The 16,237-nt window shown below is 51.4% G+C and carries 14 protein-coding genes and 2 tRNA genes; 5 read left to right on the forward strand and 11 right to left on the reverse strand.

Going from position 1 to position 16,237, the window contains the following annotated elements; all coding sequences use genetic code 11:
• Nucleotides 1-15: 15 nt before the first annotated feature.
• The 7 genes from I6L74_RS14245 to nagB all read right to left on the reverse strand — a co-directional run bounded on the left by I6L74_RS14245 (nt 16) and on the right by nagB (nt 6,362).
• Nucleotides 16-100: transfer RNA gene (locus I6L74_RS14245), tRNA-Leu, on the reverse strand.
• A gap of 9 nt (nt 101-109) precedes the next feature.
• A tRNA-Met gene (locus I6L74_RS14250) sits at nt 110-186 on the reverse strand.
• Nucleotides 187-409: 223 nt separating this feature from the next.
• Nucleotides 410-2,074: an asparagine synthase B gene (asnB, locus tag I6L74_RS14255; RefSeq protein ID WP_012016589.1), complete on the reverse strand. Its 1,665-nt coding sequence runs from the start codon at nt 2,072-2,074 to the stop codon at nt 410-412.
• A gap of 250 nt (nt 2,075-2,324) precedes the next feature.
• Nucleotides 2,325-3,077, reverse strand: coding sequence for a ribonucleotide monophosphatase NagD (gene nagD / locus I6L74_RS14260; RefSeq protein WP_012016590.1), 753 nt, complete (start codon nt 3,075-3,077; stop codon nt 2,325-2,327).
• 47 nt (nt 3,078-3,124) lie between these two features.
• A complete protein-coding gene (gene nagC / locus I6L74_RS14265) occupies nt 3,125-4,345 on the reverse strand; it encodes a DNA-binding transcriptional regulator NagC (RefSeq protein ID WP_059178649.1) in 1,221 nt (406 codons plus the stop codon).
• An 8-nt stretch (nt 4,346-4,353) separates the two neighbouring features.
• Nucleotides 4,354-5,502, reverse strand: coding sequence for an N-acetylglucosamine-6-phosphate deacetylase (gene nagA, locus I6L74_RS14270; protein ID WP_059178648.1), 1,149 nt, complete (start codon nt 5,500-5,502; stop codon nt 4,354-4,356).
• Between the two features lie 59 nt (nt 5,503-5,561).
• Nucleotides 5,562-6,362, reverse strand: a complete 801-nt coding sequence (gene nagB, locus I6L74_RS14275; protein WP_012016593.1) for a glucosamine-6-phosphate deaminase — start codon at nt 6,360-6,362, stop codon at nt 5,562-5,564.
• A gap of 325 nt (nt 6,363-6,687) precedes the next feature.
• Here nagB and nagE point away from each other — a divergent pair, with 325 nt between their 5' ends.
• The 4 genes from nagE (at nt 6,688) to chiQ (ending at nt 12,770) form a co-directional block, all read left to right on the forward strand.
• Nucleotides 6,688-8,709 carry an N-acetylglucosamine-specific PTS transporter subunit IIBC gene (gene nagE, locus I6L74_RS14280; RefSeq protein WP_072241807.1) on the forward strand — a complete coding sequence of 674 codons (2,022 nt, stop codon included), beginning with the start codon at nt 6,688-6,690 and terminating at the stop codon, nt 8,707-8,709.
• Nucleotides 8,710-8,880: 171 nt separating this feature from the next.
• The gene (gene glnS, locus I6L74_RS14285) at nt 8,881-10,548 is read left to right on the forward strand and encodes a glutamine--tRNA ligase (RefSeq protein WP_059178647.1); all 1,668 of its coding nucleotides are present in this window, start codon (nt 8,881-8,883) and stop codon (nt 10,546-10,548) included.
• Nucleotides 10,549-10,988: 440 nt separating this feature from the next.
• Nucleotides 10,989-12,386 carry a chitoporin ChiP gene (chiP, locus tag I6L74_RS14290; protein ID WP_059178646.1) on the forward strand — a complete coding sequence of 466 codons (1,398 nt, stop codon included), beginning with the start codon at nt 10,989-10,991 and terminating at the stop codon, nt 12,384-12,386.
• A 54-nt stretch (nt 12,387-12,440) separates the two neighbouring features.
• A complete protein-coding gene (gene chiQ / locus I6L74_RS14295) occupies nt 12,441-12,770 on the forward strand; it encodes a ChiQ/YbfN family lipoprotein (protein ID WP_059178748.1) in 330 nt (109 codons plus the stop codon).
• Nucleotides 12,771-12,895: 125 nt separating this feature from the next.
• Here the strand turns inward: chiQ and fur are convergent, their stop codons facing one another.
• The 4 genes from fur to ybfF form a co-directional block, all read right to left on the reverse strand.
• Complete coding sequence (gene fur, locus I6L74_RS14300) at nt 12,896-13,342, reverse strand: ferric iron uptake transcriptional regulator (protein WP_012016598.1); 447 nt, start codon at nt 13,340-13,342, stop codon at nt 12,896-12,898.
• Nucleotides 13,343-13,633: 291 nt separating this feature from the next.
• A complete protein-coding gene (gene fldA, locus I6L74_RS14305; protein ID WP_059178645.1) occupies nt 13,634-14,164 on the reverse strand; it encodes a flavodoxin FldA in 531 nt (176 codons plus the stop codon).
• Nucleotides 14,165-14,321: 157 nt separating this feature from the next.
• Entirely contained in the window at nt 14,322-14,609 is a 288-nt protein-coding gene (ybfE, locus tag I6L74_RS14310) for a LexA regulated protein (protein ID WP_012016600.1), read from the reverse strand.
• Between the two features lie 128 nt (nt 14,610-14,737).
• Complete coding sequence (ybfF, locus tag I6L74_RS14315) at nt 14,738-15,511, reverse strand: esterase (protein ID WP_059178644.1); 774 nt, start codon at nt 15,509-15,511, stop codon at nt 14,738-14,740.
• Nucleotides 15,512-15,694: 183 nt separating this feature from the next.
• Between ybfF and seqA the strand changes: the two genes are divergently transcribed.
• Nucleotides 15,695-16,237 carry a replication initiation negative regulator SeqA gene (seqA, locus tag I6L74_RS14320; RefSeq protein ID WP_059178643.1) on the forward strand — a complete coding sequence of 181 codons (543 nt, stop codon included), beginning with the start codon at nt 15,695-15,697 and terminating at the stop codon, nt 16,235-16,237.

A 16,237-nucleotide genomic window follows, 5' to 3' on the forward strand; every position in this document is an offset into this window, starting at 1 on the left:
AACGCTAAATGAGAATGGTGCGGGAGGCGAGACTTGAACTCGCACACCTTGCGGCGCCAGAACCTAAATCTGGTGCGTCTACCAATTTCGCCACTCCCGCAAAAAAAGATGGTGGCTACGACGGGATTCGAACCTGTGACCCCATCATTATGAGTGATGTGCTCTAACCAACTGAGCTACGTAGCCATCTTTTTTCACGCTACCTTATCGGCGTTGCGGGGCGCATTATGCGTATAGACCCTTGCAGCGTCAACACCTTTTTCAACGAAAATGGCCAGAATGTGAGTGTTTGGTTAGGTTGCGAACAGCGTGACCGAATATTCGGCAATTATTGGTTATTAATCGATTTTATTTAACGAAACACGAGCAATAAAAAAGGCCCCGAAGGGCCTGTTATTGATTGTTTGGATCATTTGTAGGCTGACTGGTGCACGCCTACAGCGCGGCCTGATGGATCGTTCATGGATTTGAACGATTCGTCCCATTCGATGGCTTTTGCAGAAGAGCAGGCCACTGACGGACCGCCTGGTACACATTCTGCAGCACTTGGCACCGGGAACAGTTCTTCGAAAATCTCACGGTACAAATAGGCTTCTTTTGAGCCTGGCGTGTTGTACGGGAAGCGGAAGCTCGCGGTTTCCAGTTGTTTATCTGAAACCTGCTTCGCTGCTACCTCTTTCAGGGTGTCGATCCAGCTGTAGCCCACGCCGTCGGAGAACTGTTCTTTCTGACGCCATGCGACGCTTGCAGGCAAATAAGATTCAAAACATTCGCGCAGAACGTGTTTTTCCATTTTGCCGTTGCCACACATTTTATCCTGCGGGTTGATCCGCATTGCCACGTCGAGGAAATTCTTATCCAAGAACGGGACGCGGGCTTCCACACCCCATGCGGACATGGCTTTGTTGGCGCGAGCGCAGTCAAACATATGCAGCGCCTGCAGTTTGCGCACCGTTTCTTCATGCAGTTCTTTGGCATTTGGTGCTTTATGGAAGTACAAGTAACCGCCGAAGACTTCGTCAGAACCTTCGCCTGACAGCACCATTTTAATGCCCATCGCCTTGATTTTACGGGACATCAAATACATCGGCGTTGACGCGCGAATGGTTGTCACGTCATACGTTTCGATGTGATAAATCACGTCGCGGATCGCGTCCAGACCTTCCTGCACGGTGAAGTGAATTTCATGGTGCACGGTGCCCAAATGGTTGGCGACTTCCTGCGCGGCTTTCAGATCCGGCGCACCTTCAAGGCCAACGGCAAAAGAGTGCAGCTGCGGCCACCAGGCTTCAGAGCGTTCTTGATCTTCTACGCGACGCGCAGCAAATTTTTTGGTGATTGCCGAGATAACAGAAGAATCCAGGCCGCCAGACAGCAGCACGCCGTAAGGAACGTCTGACATCAAATGGCTTTTCACTGCATCTTCCAGCGCTTGCGCCAGCTCGGCTTTATCGGTCACGTTATCCTTAACGGCATCGTAATCGAACCAGTCACGCTGGTAGTAAGAACGGATTTCGCCGTCTTTACTCCACAGGAAACTGCCCGCCGGGAATTCTTTGATAGTGCGGCAAACCGGTACCAGGGCTTTCATTTCAGAGGCAACATAGAAGTTGCCGTGTTCGTCGTGGCCCATATACAGCGGGATGATACCGATATGGTCACGGGCAATCAGATAGGCGTCTTTTTCGCTGTCGTACAATGCGAAGGCGAACATACCCTGCAAATCGTCGAGGAATTCCGGTCCTTTCTCCTGGTACAGCGCCAGAATCACTTCACAGTCGGAACCGGTCTGGAATGCGTAGCGATCGCCATATTCTGCACGCAACGCCTGATGGTTATAAATTTCACCGTTAACGGCCAGCGCGTGCGTTTTTTTATCGTTATACAGCGGCTGCGCGCCTGCGTTGACGTCAACAATCGACAGACGTTCGTGAGCCAGAATCGCTTTATCGCTGGCATAGACGCCGGACCAGTCCGGACCGCGATGGCGCATCAGGCGAGACAACTCAAGTGCCTTTTTACGCAGTTCGACCGCGTCAGTTTTAATATCCAGTACGCCAAAAATTGAACACATAACCTTCTCCGTTAACCCTGTTGCATTGTGATGTTGCTTGCTTATGAAAATGCCGCAAAAAGGGGGGGGCGCGCAAGGCTTTTACGGAGTAAAACGTAAAAAGTGCAATAGTGATTGCTGAATGTTGAAAAACGCACACTTAGCAGACGGTTTTATTGATGATAATTCAATTTTTTAGGGTTTTTGTTAGATGTGATTGCGTTTTTAACCGTTAGAAATGAAAAACCACGCGCTTGGGCGTGGTTGATTATCAGATAACGTCAATTTCTTCGACGGAGGGGTATATCCAGCTTGGCCGGAATGGCATGGCGTCGATGTCATCGATGGTCGACACGCCGGAAAGCACGAGGATAGTTTCAAGCCCGGCCTGGAATCCAGCCAGGATATCGGTGCGAAGGTTATCGCCAACGATCACGGTGTGCTCGGAGTGGGCCTGCATTTTGTTCAGCGCCGCGCGAATAATCCACGGGCTGGGTTTACCGACAACGAAAGGCTTGCGTCCAGAAATCTTCTCGATTCCCGCGCAGAGTGCGCCACAGGCGGGATAAAAACCGCGGCCATGGGTATCCGGGTTGGTGGCGATAAAGCGCGCGCCGTTGGCCACAAAATAAGACGCTTTATGCATCATTTCCCAGTTATAGGAACGCGTTTCACCCACGATCACAAAATCCGGATTCACATCAGTGATGGTAAATCCCGCTTTATACAGTTCGTGGATTAATGCGCCTTCACCCACGACGTAGGCTTTTTTCCCTTCCTGACGTTTCAGAAAGTCAGCGGTAGCCATCGCTGAGGTATAAAACACGCTGTCCGGCACATTCACACCGGCCGTGGCAAAACGGTTTGCCAGGTCTTGCCCAGTTTGTGACGGATAATTCGTGAGCAGTACCAGCGGCATCCCTTTTTCCATGATGCGGTTCAGAAATTCTGCTGCACCGGGCACAGCAACGTTATCGTGCATCAGCACGCCGTCAATATCACAAATCACATTCTGAATGGTCATGGACTACCTGGCATCTCGAAAAAAGAAGGGGTCACTATAAAGGGTGCTTAGCTTTCCAGCAAACGCTGGAGCAGCAGACCGTTAAGCATGGCGCGTTTGACCAGCGCAAACGCGCCAATCGCTGAGCGGTGATCAAGCGTTGAACGCACGACGGGTAAATTCTGGCGAAAGGCTTTCAGCGCCTGAGCATTAATGCAGCCTTCAATGGCCGGAAGCAGCACTTTTTCTGCTTCAGTAATTTCGCCTGCGATAACCACTTTTTGCGGGTTGAACAGGTTGATGGCGATAGCAATGGTTTTACCTAAGTGGCGACCCACCTGCTCAATCACTTCACATGCCAGGGCATCGCCTTTGTTGGCGGCTTTGCAAATGGTATGGATCTTACAATCGTCCAGCGTGAGACGGCTTTGATAACCTTGTTCAAGCAAATGCCGGACGCGGTGTTCAATGGCAGCGTTAGCCGCAACCGTTTCCAGACAGCCGAAATTGCCGCAATGGCAGCGCTCGCCGAGCGGATCGACCTGGATATGACCGATCTCACCGACGTTGCCGTTACGGCCAATGAAAATTCGCCCGTTAGAGATAATTCCGGCGCCGGTTCCCCGGTGTACCCGCACCAGAATGGAGTCTTCACAGTCCTGGCTCGCACCAAAATAGTGCTCAGCCAGCGCCAGACTACGAATATCATGGCCGACGTAACAGGTGACGTTGAAACGCTTTTCGAGCGCGCCCACCAGACCCCAGTTTTCAACCTGAATGTGCGGCATATAACGAATGACGCCGGTTTCTGGATCCACGAGCCCTGGCAAAATGACAGAGATGGCAATTAACTCACGGATTTTGCGCTGACAGTTTTCAATAAACTGCGCGATGGTGTTGAGCAACGCATGTTCAAGCGTTTCCTGAGTGCGTTCTGGAAGCGGGTAGTGCTCTTCTGCGATCACTTTGCTGCTCAAATCGTACAGAGTCAGCGTGGTGTCATGACGGCCCAGGCGCACGCCGATGGCGTGGAAATTGCGGGTTTCGGTAATGATAGAGATGGCGCGTCGGCCTCCGGTGGAGGCCTGCTGATCGACTTCTTTGATCAATCCGCGCTCAATAAGCTGACGCGTAATTTTTGTCACGCTGGCGGGAGCAAGCTGGCTCTGTTCAGCAATCTGTATGCGCGAGATCGGACCGTGCTGGTCAATCAGGCGATAAACTGCCGCACTGTTAAGTTGTTTAACGAGGTCAACATTACCGATTTGAGCTTGTCCGCCAGATGTCATACTTTTACTTACTCAGTGACGACCTCGTTACCATTAACGATGGTCTTAGTAATTTTATAATCGTGCGTGAAGGCGGTCAGGTTGGCAACCATGCCCGGCGCAATCCCGCCCAGCTGTTTGTCTACACCGATAGCACGAGCCGGATAGAGCGTTGCCATACGCAGCACTTCGTCCAGTGCGATGCCGCAATGTTCAACCAGGTTGCGTACCCCTTCGATCATGGTCAGCGCAGAGCCGCTCAGCGTACCGTTCTCATCCACACACAATCCATTACGGTAGTATATTGTTTTACCAGCAAAAATGAACTGTTCAATGTTTGCCCCTGCTGGAGCCGTCGCGTCAGTCACCAGGCACAGCTTATCGCCCTTGAGGCGTTTGGCATTGCGGATGTTGGTGTAATCCACGTGCAGGCCGTCGGCGATAATGCCGCAGTACACGTCGGGTTCATCCAGAATCGCGCCTACCAGGCCTGGTTCGCGGCCCGTAATGTACGGCATCGCGTTATACAGATGGGTGGCAAAAGTAATCCCTGCACGGAAACCGGTTTTAGCCTCTTTTAACGTGGCATTGGAGTGACCAGCCGATACCACAATGCCTGACGCCGCCAGTTTGCTGATCACGTCTGGGCCCGTCATTTCGGGGGCAAGTGTCACTTTGGTGATCACATCTGCGTTTGCGCACATAAAATCGACCAGCTCGGCATCGGGTTTACGCACGAAGCTTGGATTGTGCGTTCCTTTTTTGACGATGTTCAGCCACGGCCCTTCCAGATGCAGACCCAACGCCTGATTCGGATGTTTTGCCAGGTATTCACGCATTACGCGGATACCTTGTTTCATCAGGTCATCGCTGGTGGTGATAAGTGTGGGCAGATAGCTGGTGCAGCCTGATTTCTCATTGGCTTTCTGCATGATCTCCAGAGTGTCGACCGAAACGGCCTCTGCCGTGTCATTAAACTGCACGCCGCCGCAGCCGTTGAGCTGAACGTCGATAAAACCGGGGGAGAGTATTGCTCCATTGAGTGAGCGCTGCTCGATCCCTGGCGGCAGGTCAGCCAGTGGGCAGACACGTTCAATCAGGCCATTAGCGATAACAATCGCATGGTCATCCAGAATTTCATGGCCGGTATAAATCCGACCGTGGGTTAAAGCGTACATAACGACCCCCGGTTAAAAATGCGACCGTCTCTCTCTATTATGAAGAGACGGTAATTCAATTACAGACCTTTGATGTTTTCAGCTTCTAACTCGTTGAAGTATTTCAGCGTTTTCACTTTCAGTTCCATCGTGGATGGCTCATCGCACACGACGACGGCTTTTGGATGCAACTGCAGGCAGCTGATGGTCCACATGTGATTGACGTTGCCTTCAACGGCAGCCTGAAGCGCCTGTGCTTTCACGTTGCCCAGCACCAGAATCATCACTTCTTCCGCATCCAGCAGCGTACCCACGCCAACAGTCAGTGCATATTTAGGCACCTGACTAACATCGCCGTCGAAGAAGCGAGAGTTTGCCACGCGGGTGTCATGCGTCAGCGTTTTAATACGGGTGCGAGAAGCCAGAGAGGACGCAGGTTCGTTAAACGCAATGTGACCATCGTTACCCACGCCACCCATAAACAGGTTAATTTTGCCGTATGAGCGGATTTTTTCTTCGTACTGACGGCATTCTGCGTCAATATCAGGCGCGTTGCCATTCAGCAGGTTAATATTTTCAGCTGGGATATCAACATGATCAAAGAAATTACGGTGCATGAAGCTGTGATAGCTTTCTGGATGCTCTTTCGCCAGGCCGACATATTCGTCCATATTGAAAGTCACCACATGTTTGAAGCTAACCTGGCCCGCTTTATGCATTTCGACTAATGCTTTATACGCCGTCAGCGGCGTACCGCCGGTTGGGAGACCCAGAACGAAAGGACGATCGGCAGTCGGTTTAAACGCATTAATGCGGTTAACGATATGGCGAGCGGCCCATTTACCGACTTGTTCAGCCGTTGCCAGGGGAATCAGTCTCATTGTTCACCTCTAAGTTAAAGTAAAAAAAGTGGGCGGATGGCGCGCCTGGAGTTTTAATAAGCGTAACCTGGATCACGTCAAGCAGGGGCAATCCGTCTTGATTTTTTGAATGATAAAATAAGTTTTCCCTGTTAGCCAGTGGAAGGGAGGGTTAATAACGATATTTGGTGACAAAACTCACAAAAAGTACGCATTTAATTTGCGATACGAATTAATTTTTCACACACTCAGAATGCCAGTGATTCATCAACTGTATAGATAAGTTAGTGACACAATAAAAAACAGCTGAGAACGTGCCTTAAACGGGGTCTCAAGGGGGAAGAAAGTGAGTATTCTAGGTTATTTACAAAAGGTTGGCCGCGCACTGATGGTGCCGGTTGCCACGCTGCCAGCGGCAGCAATTCTGATGGGTGTCGGTTACTGGATTGACCCGGTTAGCTGGGGTGGAGACAACGCATTAGCGGCGCTCTTCATTAAATCGGGTTCCGCCATCATCGACAACATGTCCGTTTTGTTTGCGATTGGTGTCGCTTACGGCATGTCCAAAGATAAAGACGGTGCTGCGGCGCTGACCGGTTTTGTGGGCTTCCTCGTGTTGACCACTCTGTGTTCACCGGCGGCGGTGGCGATGATTCAGAAGATCCCAGCAGATCAGGTGCCTGCTGCGTTCGGTAAAATCAGCAACCAGTTCGTGGGTATTATGGTGGGTATTATCTCCGCTGAACTGTACAACCGCTTCAGCAGCGTAGAGTTGCCAAAAGCGCTCTCCTTCTTCAGCGGCCGTCGTCTGGTGCCGATTCTGACCTCTTTCGTGATGATCGTTGTTGCCTTCATCATGATGTACATCTGGCCGCTGATCTTTGATGGTCTGGTGAACTTTGGTGAACACATTCAGAAACTGGGCTCTGCCGGTGCGGGCGTGTATGCGTTCTTCAACCGCTTGCTGATTCCAGTCGGTCTGCATCATGCGCTGAACTCCGTATTCTGGTTTGACGTTGCGGGTATTAACGATATCCCTAACTTCCTGGGTGGCGCACAGTCCATCGAAGCGGGTAAAGCGGTTGTCGGTATCACGGGTCGTTACCAGGCGGGCTTCTTCCCGATCATGATGTTCGGTCTGCCGGGTGCGGCGCTGGCCATCTACCACTGCGCACGTCCAGAGAATAAAGCGAAAGTTCTGGGTATCATGATGGCGGGTGCGTTTGCAGCCTTCTTCACCGGTATCACCGAGCCGCTGGAATTCTCCTTCATGTTCGTTGCGCCGGTGCTGTACTTCATTCACGCCGTGCTGACCGGTATCTCTGTGTTCATCGCCGCGTCGATGCACTGGATTGCAGGTTTCGGCTTCAGCGCAGGTCTGGTGGATATGGTGCTGTCCTCTCGTAACCCGCTGGCAACCCACTGGTGGATGCTGATCCCGCAGGGTCTGGTGTTCTTCGCGATCTATTACGTGGTGTTCCGCTTCACAATCACTAAATTCAACCTGATGACTCCGGGTCGTGAACTGGCTGTTGCCGGCAGCGAAGCGGATGGTCAGGACGTGAATGTGAGTGGCAACGCAGACCAGGATGTTGCCGGTCTGGCGCGTCAGTACATCGCCGCAGTGGGCGGTTCTGATAACCTGACGGGGATTGATGCATGCATCACGCGTCTGCGCCTGAACGTGAAAGACTCCTCTCTGGTTAACGAAGCGCTGGCAAAACGCCTGGGTGCATCAGGCGTGATTCGTCTGAATAAAACCAGCGTGCAGATTATTGTTGGCTTCGTTGCAGAAAAAATCGCTAACGCAATGAAAACCACCGGTCCGGTTGCCGCATCAGAATCCGGTTCTGCTCCAGTTGCAGCGCCAGTCGCCGCCAAACCGCAGGCCGTCCCCAACGCAACCACTATCGCAGCGCTGGTTTCGCCAGTGACCGGCGACGTTGTGGCGATTGAACAGGTTCCTGACGAAGCCTTTGCCAGCAAAGCGGTGGGCGACGGTGTGGCAGTGATTCCAACCGAAAAACTCGTTGTATCACCGGCGGCCGGCACTATCGTTAAAATCTTCAACACCAACCATGCGTTCTGTCTGGAAACCGAAAAGGGTGCCGAAATCGTTGTCCATATGGGCATTGATACGGTTGCTTTGGGTGGTAAAGGCTTTACGCGTCTGGTTGAAGAGGGCGCAGAAGTGGTCGCAGGTGAGCCGATTCTGGAAATGGATCTGGACTTCCTGAACGCCCATGCGCGCTCCATGATAAGCCCGGTTGTCTGTAGCAATATCGACGACTTTAGCGGCCTGGTGATTCAGGCAAAAGGTCAGGTTGTTGCAGGCCAGACCCCGCTGTATGAGATTAAAGGCAAGTAATCGCTCCTGAGTAGAGTTCATGCCTTAAGCGGCGGGGGTTATCCTCCGCCGCTTTTTTTTGCATCAATCGCCCCCATTATTTTCCTCCTGGACGTTTTAAGGGTTGTCACTACGTCCGGCTTATAAGATCATACGCCGCTATACGTTATTTATGCCTTTGAGGAATCCACGATGAGTGAGGCTGAAGCCCGCCCGAGTAACTTTATTCGTCAGATCATCGATGAAGATCTGGCCAGTGGTAAGCACACCACGGTGCATACCCGTTTTCCGCCGGAGCCTAATGGCTACCTGCACATTGGCCATGCGAAATCCATCTGCCTGAACTTTGGCATTGCGCAAGACTATCAGGGCCAATGCAACCTGCGTTTCGATGACACCAACCCAGTAAAAGAAGACATCGAATACGTTGAGTCCATTAAAAACGATGTGCAGTGGCTAGGATTCAACTGGTCAGGCGACATTTGCTACTCTTCAGACTATTTTGATCAGCTCTTTGCCTATGCGGTTGAGCTGATCAATAAAGGCCTGGCCTACGTTGACGAACTGTCTGCTGACGAAATCCGTGAATATCGCGGCTCGCTGACTGCGCCGGGCAAAAACAGCCCATACCGCGATCGCAGCGTCGAAGAAAACCTCGCACTGTTCGAAAAAATGCGTGCCGGTGGTTTCGAAGAAGGTAAAGCGTGTCTGCGTGCCAAAATCGACATGGCATCGCCTTTCATCGTGATGCGCGATCCGGTTCTGTACCGTATCAAATTTGCCGAACACCACCAGACCGGCAACAAGTGGTGCATCTACCCGATGTACGACTTCACCCATTGCATCAGCGATGCGCTGGAAGGCATCACGCACTCTCTGTGTACGCTGGAATTCCAGGACAACCGTCGTCTGTACGACTGGGTGCTGGATAACATCACCATTCCTGTGCATCCGCGCCAGTACGAGTTCTCTCGTCTGAATCTGGAATACACCGTGATGTCTAAGCGTAAGCTGAATCTGCTGGTGACAGACAAGCACGTTGAAGGTTGGGATGACCCGCGTATGCCGACCATTTCCGGTCTGCGTCGTCGTGGTTACAGCGCCTCCTCTATCCGCGAATTCATCAAGCGTATCGGCGTGACCAAGCAAGACAACACCATCGAGATGGCGTCGCTGGAATCCTGTATTCGCGAAGATTTGAACGAAAATGCGCCGCGCGCAATGGCCGTTATCGATCCGGTTAAACTGGTTATCGAAAACTATCCGCAGGGCGAAAGCGAGCTGGTGACGATGCCTAACCATCCGAGCAAACCGGAAATGGGTAGCCGCGAAGTGCCATTCAGCGCAGAACTCTGGATCGACCGCGCCGATTTCCGCGAAGAAGCCAACAAACAGTACAAACGTCTGGTGATGGGCAAAGAAGTGCGCCTGCGCAATGCCTACGTGATCAAAGCTGAACGCGTAGAAAAGGACGCAGAAGGCAATATCACGACGATTTTCTGCAGCTATGACGCCGAAACCCTCAGCAAAGATCCGGCGGATGGCCGTAAAGTGAAAGGCGTTATTCACTGGGTCAGCGCTGCGCACGCGCTGCCGGTTGAAATTCGTCTTTACGATCGTCTGTTCAGCGTGCCGAATCCGGGCGCTGCGGAAGATTTCCTGGCGACGATCAATCCGGAATCACTGCTGATCAAACAGGGCTACGCTGAGCCGTCACTGAAAAATGCTGAAGCCGGCAAGGCTTACCAGTTTGAGCGTGAAGGCTACTTCTGTCTCGACAGCCGTTATGCAACCGCTACCAAACTGGTCTTTAACCGTACCGTAGGTCTGCGTGACACCTGGGCGAAAGCTGGCGAGTAATCCAGGTCAATGAGAGACAAACGCCGCACATTGCGGCGTTTTTTTTGCTTGTCGATCAGGCTGTTAGTATTTCATCGAAAAAAAGATGCCTAAAAATAAGGTCAATGAGCTGCTACTTATTTTATTAAATAAAATTTGATGCGCATGAGAAGAGTAAAATAAAACGATGTAATCGCTATCAATAATTATTAGTGATTGAATTTAGTTGATTTTTTAATGATAAAACCCTTCCTGATGTATATGTTACAAATCACTACCAATTATGTGCACTTCGTCATAATCCTGCATTTTGCCCACTGAAAAGCATTGATAATTCGCGTCGCGAAAAATAGTCTACAGACGGTAGTTAATTCGAGGGTATTTATAACTACCCCTGACCGTTTGGTCTTTTTAGATTTTTCGCCGTTTAAGGCGCTTTAATTCGTCAAAGAGGAACAACTATGCGTACGTTCAGTGGCAAACGTAGTGCGCTGGCGCTGGCTATTGCCGGTGTGACAGCAATGTCTGGCTTTATCGCTTCTCCGCAGGCTCAGGCAGCAGGCTTTATCGATGATTCCACGCTCACGGGCGGTATTTACTATTGGCAACGTGAACGTGACCGTAAAGACGTCACCGAAGACAAATACAAAACCAACCTGTCCCATTCTACCTGGAACGCCAATCTTGATTTCCAGTCAGGTTACGCTGCGGACATGTTCGGGCTGGATATTGCGGCGTTCACTGCCATTGAAATGGCCGAAAATGGCGACAGCGCCCACCCGAACGAAATCGCGTTCTCCTCCAGTAACAAAGCCTACAAAGAAGACTGGTCGGGTGATAAAAGCGGAATCAGCCTCTACAAAGCGGCCGCTAAATTCAAATACGGTCCGGTTTGGGCACGCGGTGGCTATATTCAGCCAACCGGTCAGACGCTGTTAGCCCCACACTGGAGCTTTATGCCAGGGACGTATCAGGGCGCTGAAGCCGGGGCAAACTTTGACTATGGCGATGCGGGCGCGTTGAGTTTCTCCTATATGTGGACCAACGAATATAAAGCGCCATGGCACCTTGAGATGGACAAGTTCTATCAGAATGACAAGAAAACCAAAGTCGAGTATCTCCACTCGTTAGGGGCGAAATATGACTTTAAAAACGATTTAGTGCTGGAAGCGGCGTTTGGTCAGGCAGAAGGATACGTGGATCAGTACTTCGCCAAAGCCAGCTATAAATTCGATATCGTTGGCGGCCCGCTGTCGACCAGTTATCAGTTCTACGGTACGCGTGACAAAGTCAGCGATGGCGGTGTGAACGATCTGTATGACGGCACGGCATGGCTTCAGGCGCTGACCTTTGGCTACAAAATCGGGCAGGTTGATTTACGCCTGGAAGGGACATACGTGAAGGCCGAAGGTCAGCAGGGCTACTTCCTGCAGCGTATGACGCCGACCTACGCATCTTCAAATGGTCGCCTGGATATCTGGTGGGATAACCGTTCGGATTTCAACGCCGATGGCGAGAAAGCCGTATTCTTCGGTGCCATGTATGACCTGAAAAACTGGAATCTGCCGGGCTGGGCAGTTGGTGCATCTTACGCGTATGCATGGGACGCAAAACCTGCTGATATGGCGACGCCGGACGCTTACTACGATCCGAACTATCGCCTGAAAGAGTCCTCATACAGCCTCGATGCCATCTACACGCTTCAGGACGGTCGCGCGAAGGGCACGATGTTTAAACTGCACTTCACTCAATACGACAACCATTCCGACATTCCAAGCTACTCGGGCGGTTACGGCAACATCTTCCAGGACGAGCGTGACGTGAAATTCATGGTCATCGCACCCTTCACCATTTTCTGATGAACGCGCCGGCGGGATGATTCCCCCCATCCCGCCGGAATGGAGACTGATATGCTGAAAAAATGTGTTATCGTCGCGATGCTTGCATCGGGACTGGTCGCTTGCGCACAACCGCAGGCACCAAAAGAAGACTCTCGACTGAAAGAGGCCTACAGCGCCTGTATTAACACCGCCGAAGGATCGCCAGAAAAAATTGAAGCCTGCCAGAGCGTGCTGAATGTGCTGAAAAAAGAGAAAGCGCACGAGCAGTTTGCGACGCAGGAAAATGTGCGGGTGCTGGATTACCAGGCCTGTATCCAGGCGCGTCAAACCGGCAACGATCAGGAAGTGGCAAAGCGTTGTGACAAGATCTGGCAGGAGATTCGCAGCAATAACAGCAAGTAATCCTCTTTTGCCACGCCCGGCTGTGCGCCATCCTGATGTGAGTTGGATGGCGCACAACCGGGTTTTTTATTTATAGCAGGCAAAAAAAAGCCAACCGTCAGGTTGGCTCAGTGTATGAAAAACGATTATTTCGTGTCGTGCGCGTGATCGTTTTCGCGGCAATCGCCTTCAGCACAGTGACCGTAGAGGTACAGGCTGTGGTTGGTCAGACGGATACCATGACGAGTGGCAATCTCACGCTGACGAGATTCGATAGATTCATCGCTAAATTCAATCACCTTGCCGCAATCCAGGCAGATGAGGTGATCGTGGTGATGCTGTTGTGTCAGTTCGAAAACGGATTTACCGCCTTCAAAATTATGACGGGTGACAATCCCGGCGTCATCAAATTGGTTCAGAACGCGATAAACGGTCGCCAGGCCAATCTCTTCGCCCATGTCGATCAGACGTTTATACAAGTCTTCCGCACTGACATGGTGATTGTCCGGCCCTTGCAGTACTTCCAGAATTTTTAAACGAGGAAGCGTAACTTTCAGGCCAGCCTTCTTTAATGCGGTATTGTTGTCAGTCATGCGGAATCTGTCCTGTTGCTAAACGATTCACTTCTAAAGAAGAAGTGACAGAAAATGCACTTGGGATAATGCGTTTCATTATAGAACTGCCATGCCTAAATGAAAACTGCAAGTCTCAAGCAAAGTATGCTTATAAAAACGTGGTATCGCCAACAAAGTTGAGCGAAGGCATCCACTTTAACCTGGGATATTGTACAGGTATGAAAGCAAAAGTTAAAAATTTGTAGCAATTATTTTAATTGGAATTACCTATCAATGCGGCGCAACAGTTTTGCAGCGCCGCACGATCAATCAGGCATTCAGGATATCGTCGAGGTGAAGTTCTTCGCGGATCTGCTTAACCCATTTGTCTACGCGTTCTGCGGTGAGCTCTGGTTGACGGTCTTCGTCAATCGCCAGGCCCACAAAATGATCGTCATCCGCAAGGCCTTTAGACGCTTCAAAGTGATAACCCGCCGTTGGCCAATGACCGACAATCGCCGCGCCGCGCGGTTCGATGATGTCGCGAATGGTGCCCAGCGCATCACAGAAATACTCTGCGTAATCTTCCTGGTCACCGCAACCGAACAGCGCGACCAGCTTACCGTTAAAGTCGACTTCTTCCAGCGTTGGGAAGAAATCGTCCCAGTCACACTGTGCTTCGCCGTAGTACCAGGTTGGAATGCCCAGCAGCAGAATATCGTAACCTTCGAGATCTTCTTTGCTGCTCTTCGCAATGTCATGGACGTCGGCAACGTCTTTACCTAGCTGTTTTTGAATGTTTTTTGCGATGTTTTCGGTATTACCGGTATCGCTGCCGAAGAAAATGCCGATGATTGCCATGAGTAAAATAACCTCTTGAAACTTAATGGTATGGTGGCACAAATTGTCCACGGATGAGGGCAATCATAGCAGAACAGAGAAGTCAGCGGAAACAGCTATCACGCGGGACTGCACTCTGTGCTACATGAAAGTGGGGTAAGGGCGATTTTTCAGACTTTTACTGTGAATGGCGCAATGCCTGCAGTTGCAGCATAAGCATCTCTTCGATCAGCTCGCTGCGGCTGATTTCACGGGCCTCAGCCAGTTCGCTTAGGGCGTCGACTGCGTCCGCATTGAGTTTTAACTCGACGCGTTTAAGCCCACGACTTTTGTCGCGTTTAAGCTGGTTTCGCTTATTGATGCGCAACTGTTCATCGCGCGAAAGCGGATTGGTTTTAGGTCGTCCCGGTCGACGTTCAGTCGCGAACAGATCTAATGTCGTACGGTCCGTTTGTTCTTTGGCCATGATTCAGAGACTTCGGGGAAAACGAGCGGCCCTGCTATTGCCGGGGCGATGAGCGCGACATCATACATTACTGATATCAGCACGCCAACGACTGGAGGCCAACAGGCGTCCAGTCGCTGACATTTTAATCAAATCGCGTTCTCAGAGAGATAACGGCGGATGGCGCGCAGCACCGCGTCCGGTTTTTCGGCGTGAACCCAGTGGCCTGCACCGGCAATCACATGCGCACGCGCCTGCGGGAATTGCGCCAGCAGCGTATCGCGATAGGCTTCTGTGACATACGGTGAATTGCCGCCGCGAATAAAGAGCGTAGGGGCCTGCCAGGCTGGAATTGGCTGCCAGCCAACAATGTTATCGTATTGATCCCACAGAACCGGGACGTTAAACCGCCACGCGCCCTCGACGAACGACTTCAGCAGAAACTGCACCACGCCTTCTTCATCTAAATGCTCGCGCATAATCGCCGCAGCCTGCTGACGGGTTGCAACGCCCGCCTCAGTGACGGCGTTGATCGCCGCAAAAATTTCGTCGTGTCGACGCACATCGTAATCCACAGGTGCTACATCAATCACCACCAGCTGGTTGATGCGCTCTGGCGCAATCGCCGTCAGGGCCATCACCGCTTTACCGCCCATTGAATGGCCAATCAGCGTCGCTTTTTCGATGTTATTCGCATCGAGCGTATCCAGTAGATCATGAGCCATCGCCGCATACGTCATCTCTGGATCGCGCGGTGAAACCCCATGGTTGCGCATATCGACCTGCAGAATATTGTGATCGGTAACCAGATCGCGCGCGAGCACGCCCAAATTATCGAGGCTGCCAAAAAGCCCGTGAACCAGTACGATGGGAGAATTATTGTTCGGCGATTGTGCAGATTGCGCTCGGCTATTCAATTTCATGGCAAAGTTCTTTTTTTACGTATGTCAGGTTAGGGTATTATGTTGACCATTCTGCCGCCCGGCTGCAAGGATCCAGTTTATTCTGACTTTTGCCGCCACCCTGGCTTGACCCTATCCGCGGTTGGGATTAGCCCCTATAATCCCAACGACTTGTATTCAGATAAGATATTGCACTGGATTAAGATGAAAACAATCGAAGTTGATGATGAGCTCTATGCGTATATTGCCAGCCACACGCGACATATTGGCGAGAGTGCGTCCGACATTTTACGTCGCATGCTGAAATTTTCTGCCGCTTCACAGCCTGCAACTCCGGTTTCGAAAGAGGTTCGCGCGTCAAACGTCGTGGCGGAAGCTAAAACCGTAGCGCCGGTTAAAGACAAAGTGCGCGCGGTGCGTGAACTGCTGCTCTCCGACGAATACGCAGAGCAAAAGAAAGCGGTTAACCGTTTTCTGCTGGTGCTGACTACACTTTATTCACTGGATAACAAAGCGTTTGCTGAGGCGACCGAGTCGCTTCACGGCCGTACGCGCGTGTACTTCGCGGCGGATGAGCAGACGCTGATTCAAAACGGTAACCAAACCAAACCAAAACAGGTTCCGGGTACCCCTTATTGGGTCATCACCAATACCAATACCGGACGCAAATGCAGCATGGTCGAACACATCATGCAGTCAATGCAATTCCCGGCGGAATTGATTGAAAAGGTTTGCGGTACAATTTAA

The organism is Lelliottia amnigena (genome assembly GCF_019047465.1).
In the GTDB taxonomy this organism is placed as follows: domain Bacteria; phylum Pseudomonadota; class Gammaproteobacteria; order Enterobacterales; family Enterobacteriaceae; genus Enterobacter; species Enterobacter amnigenus.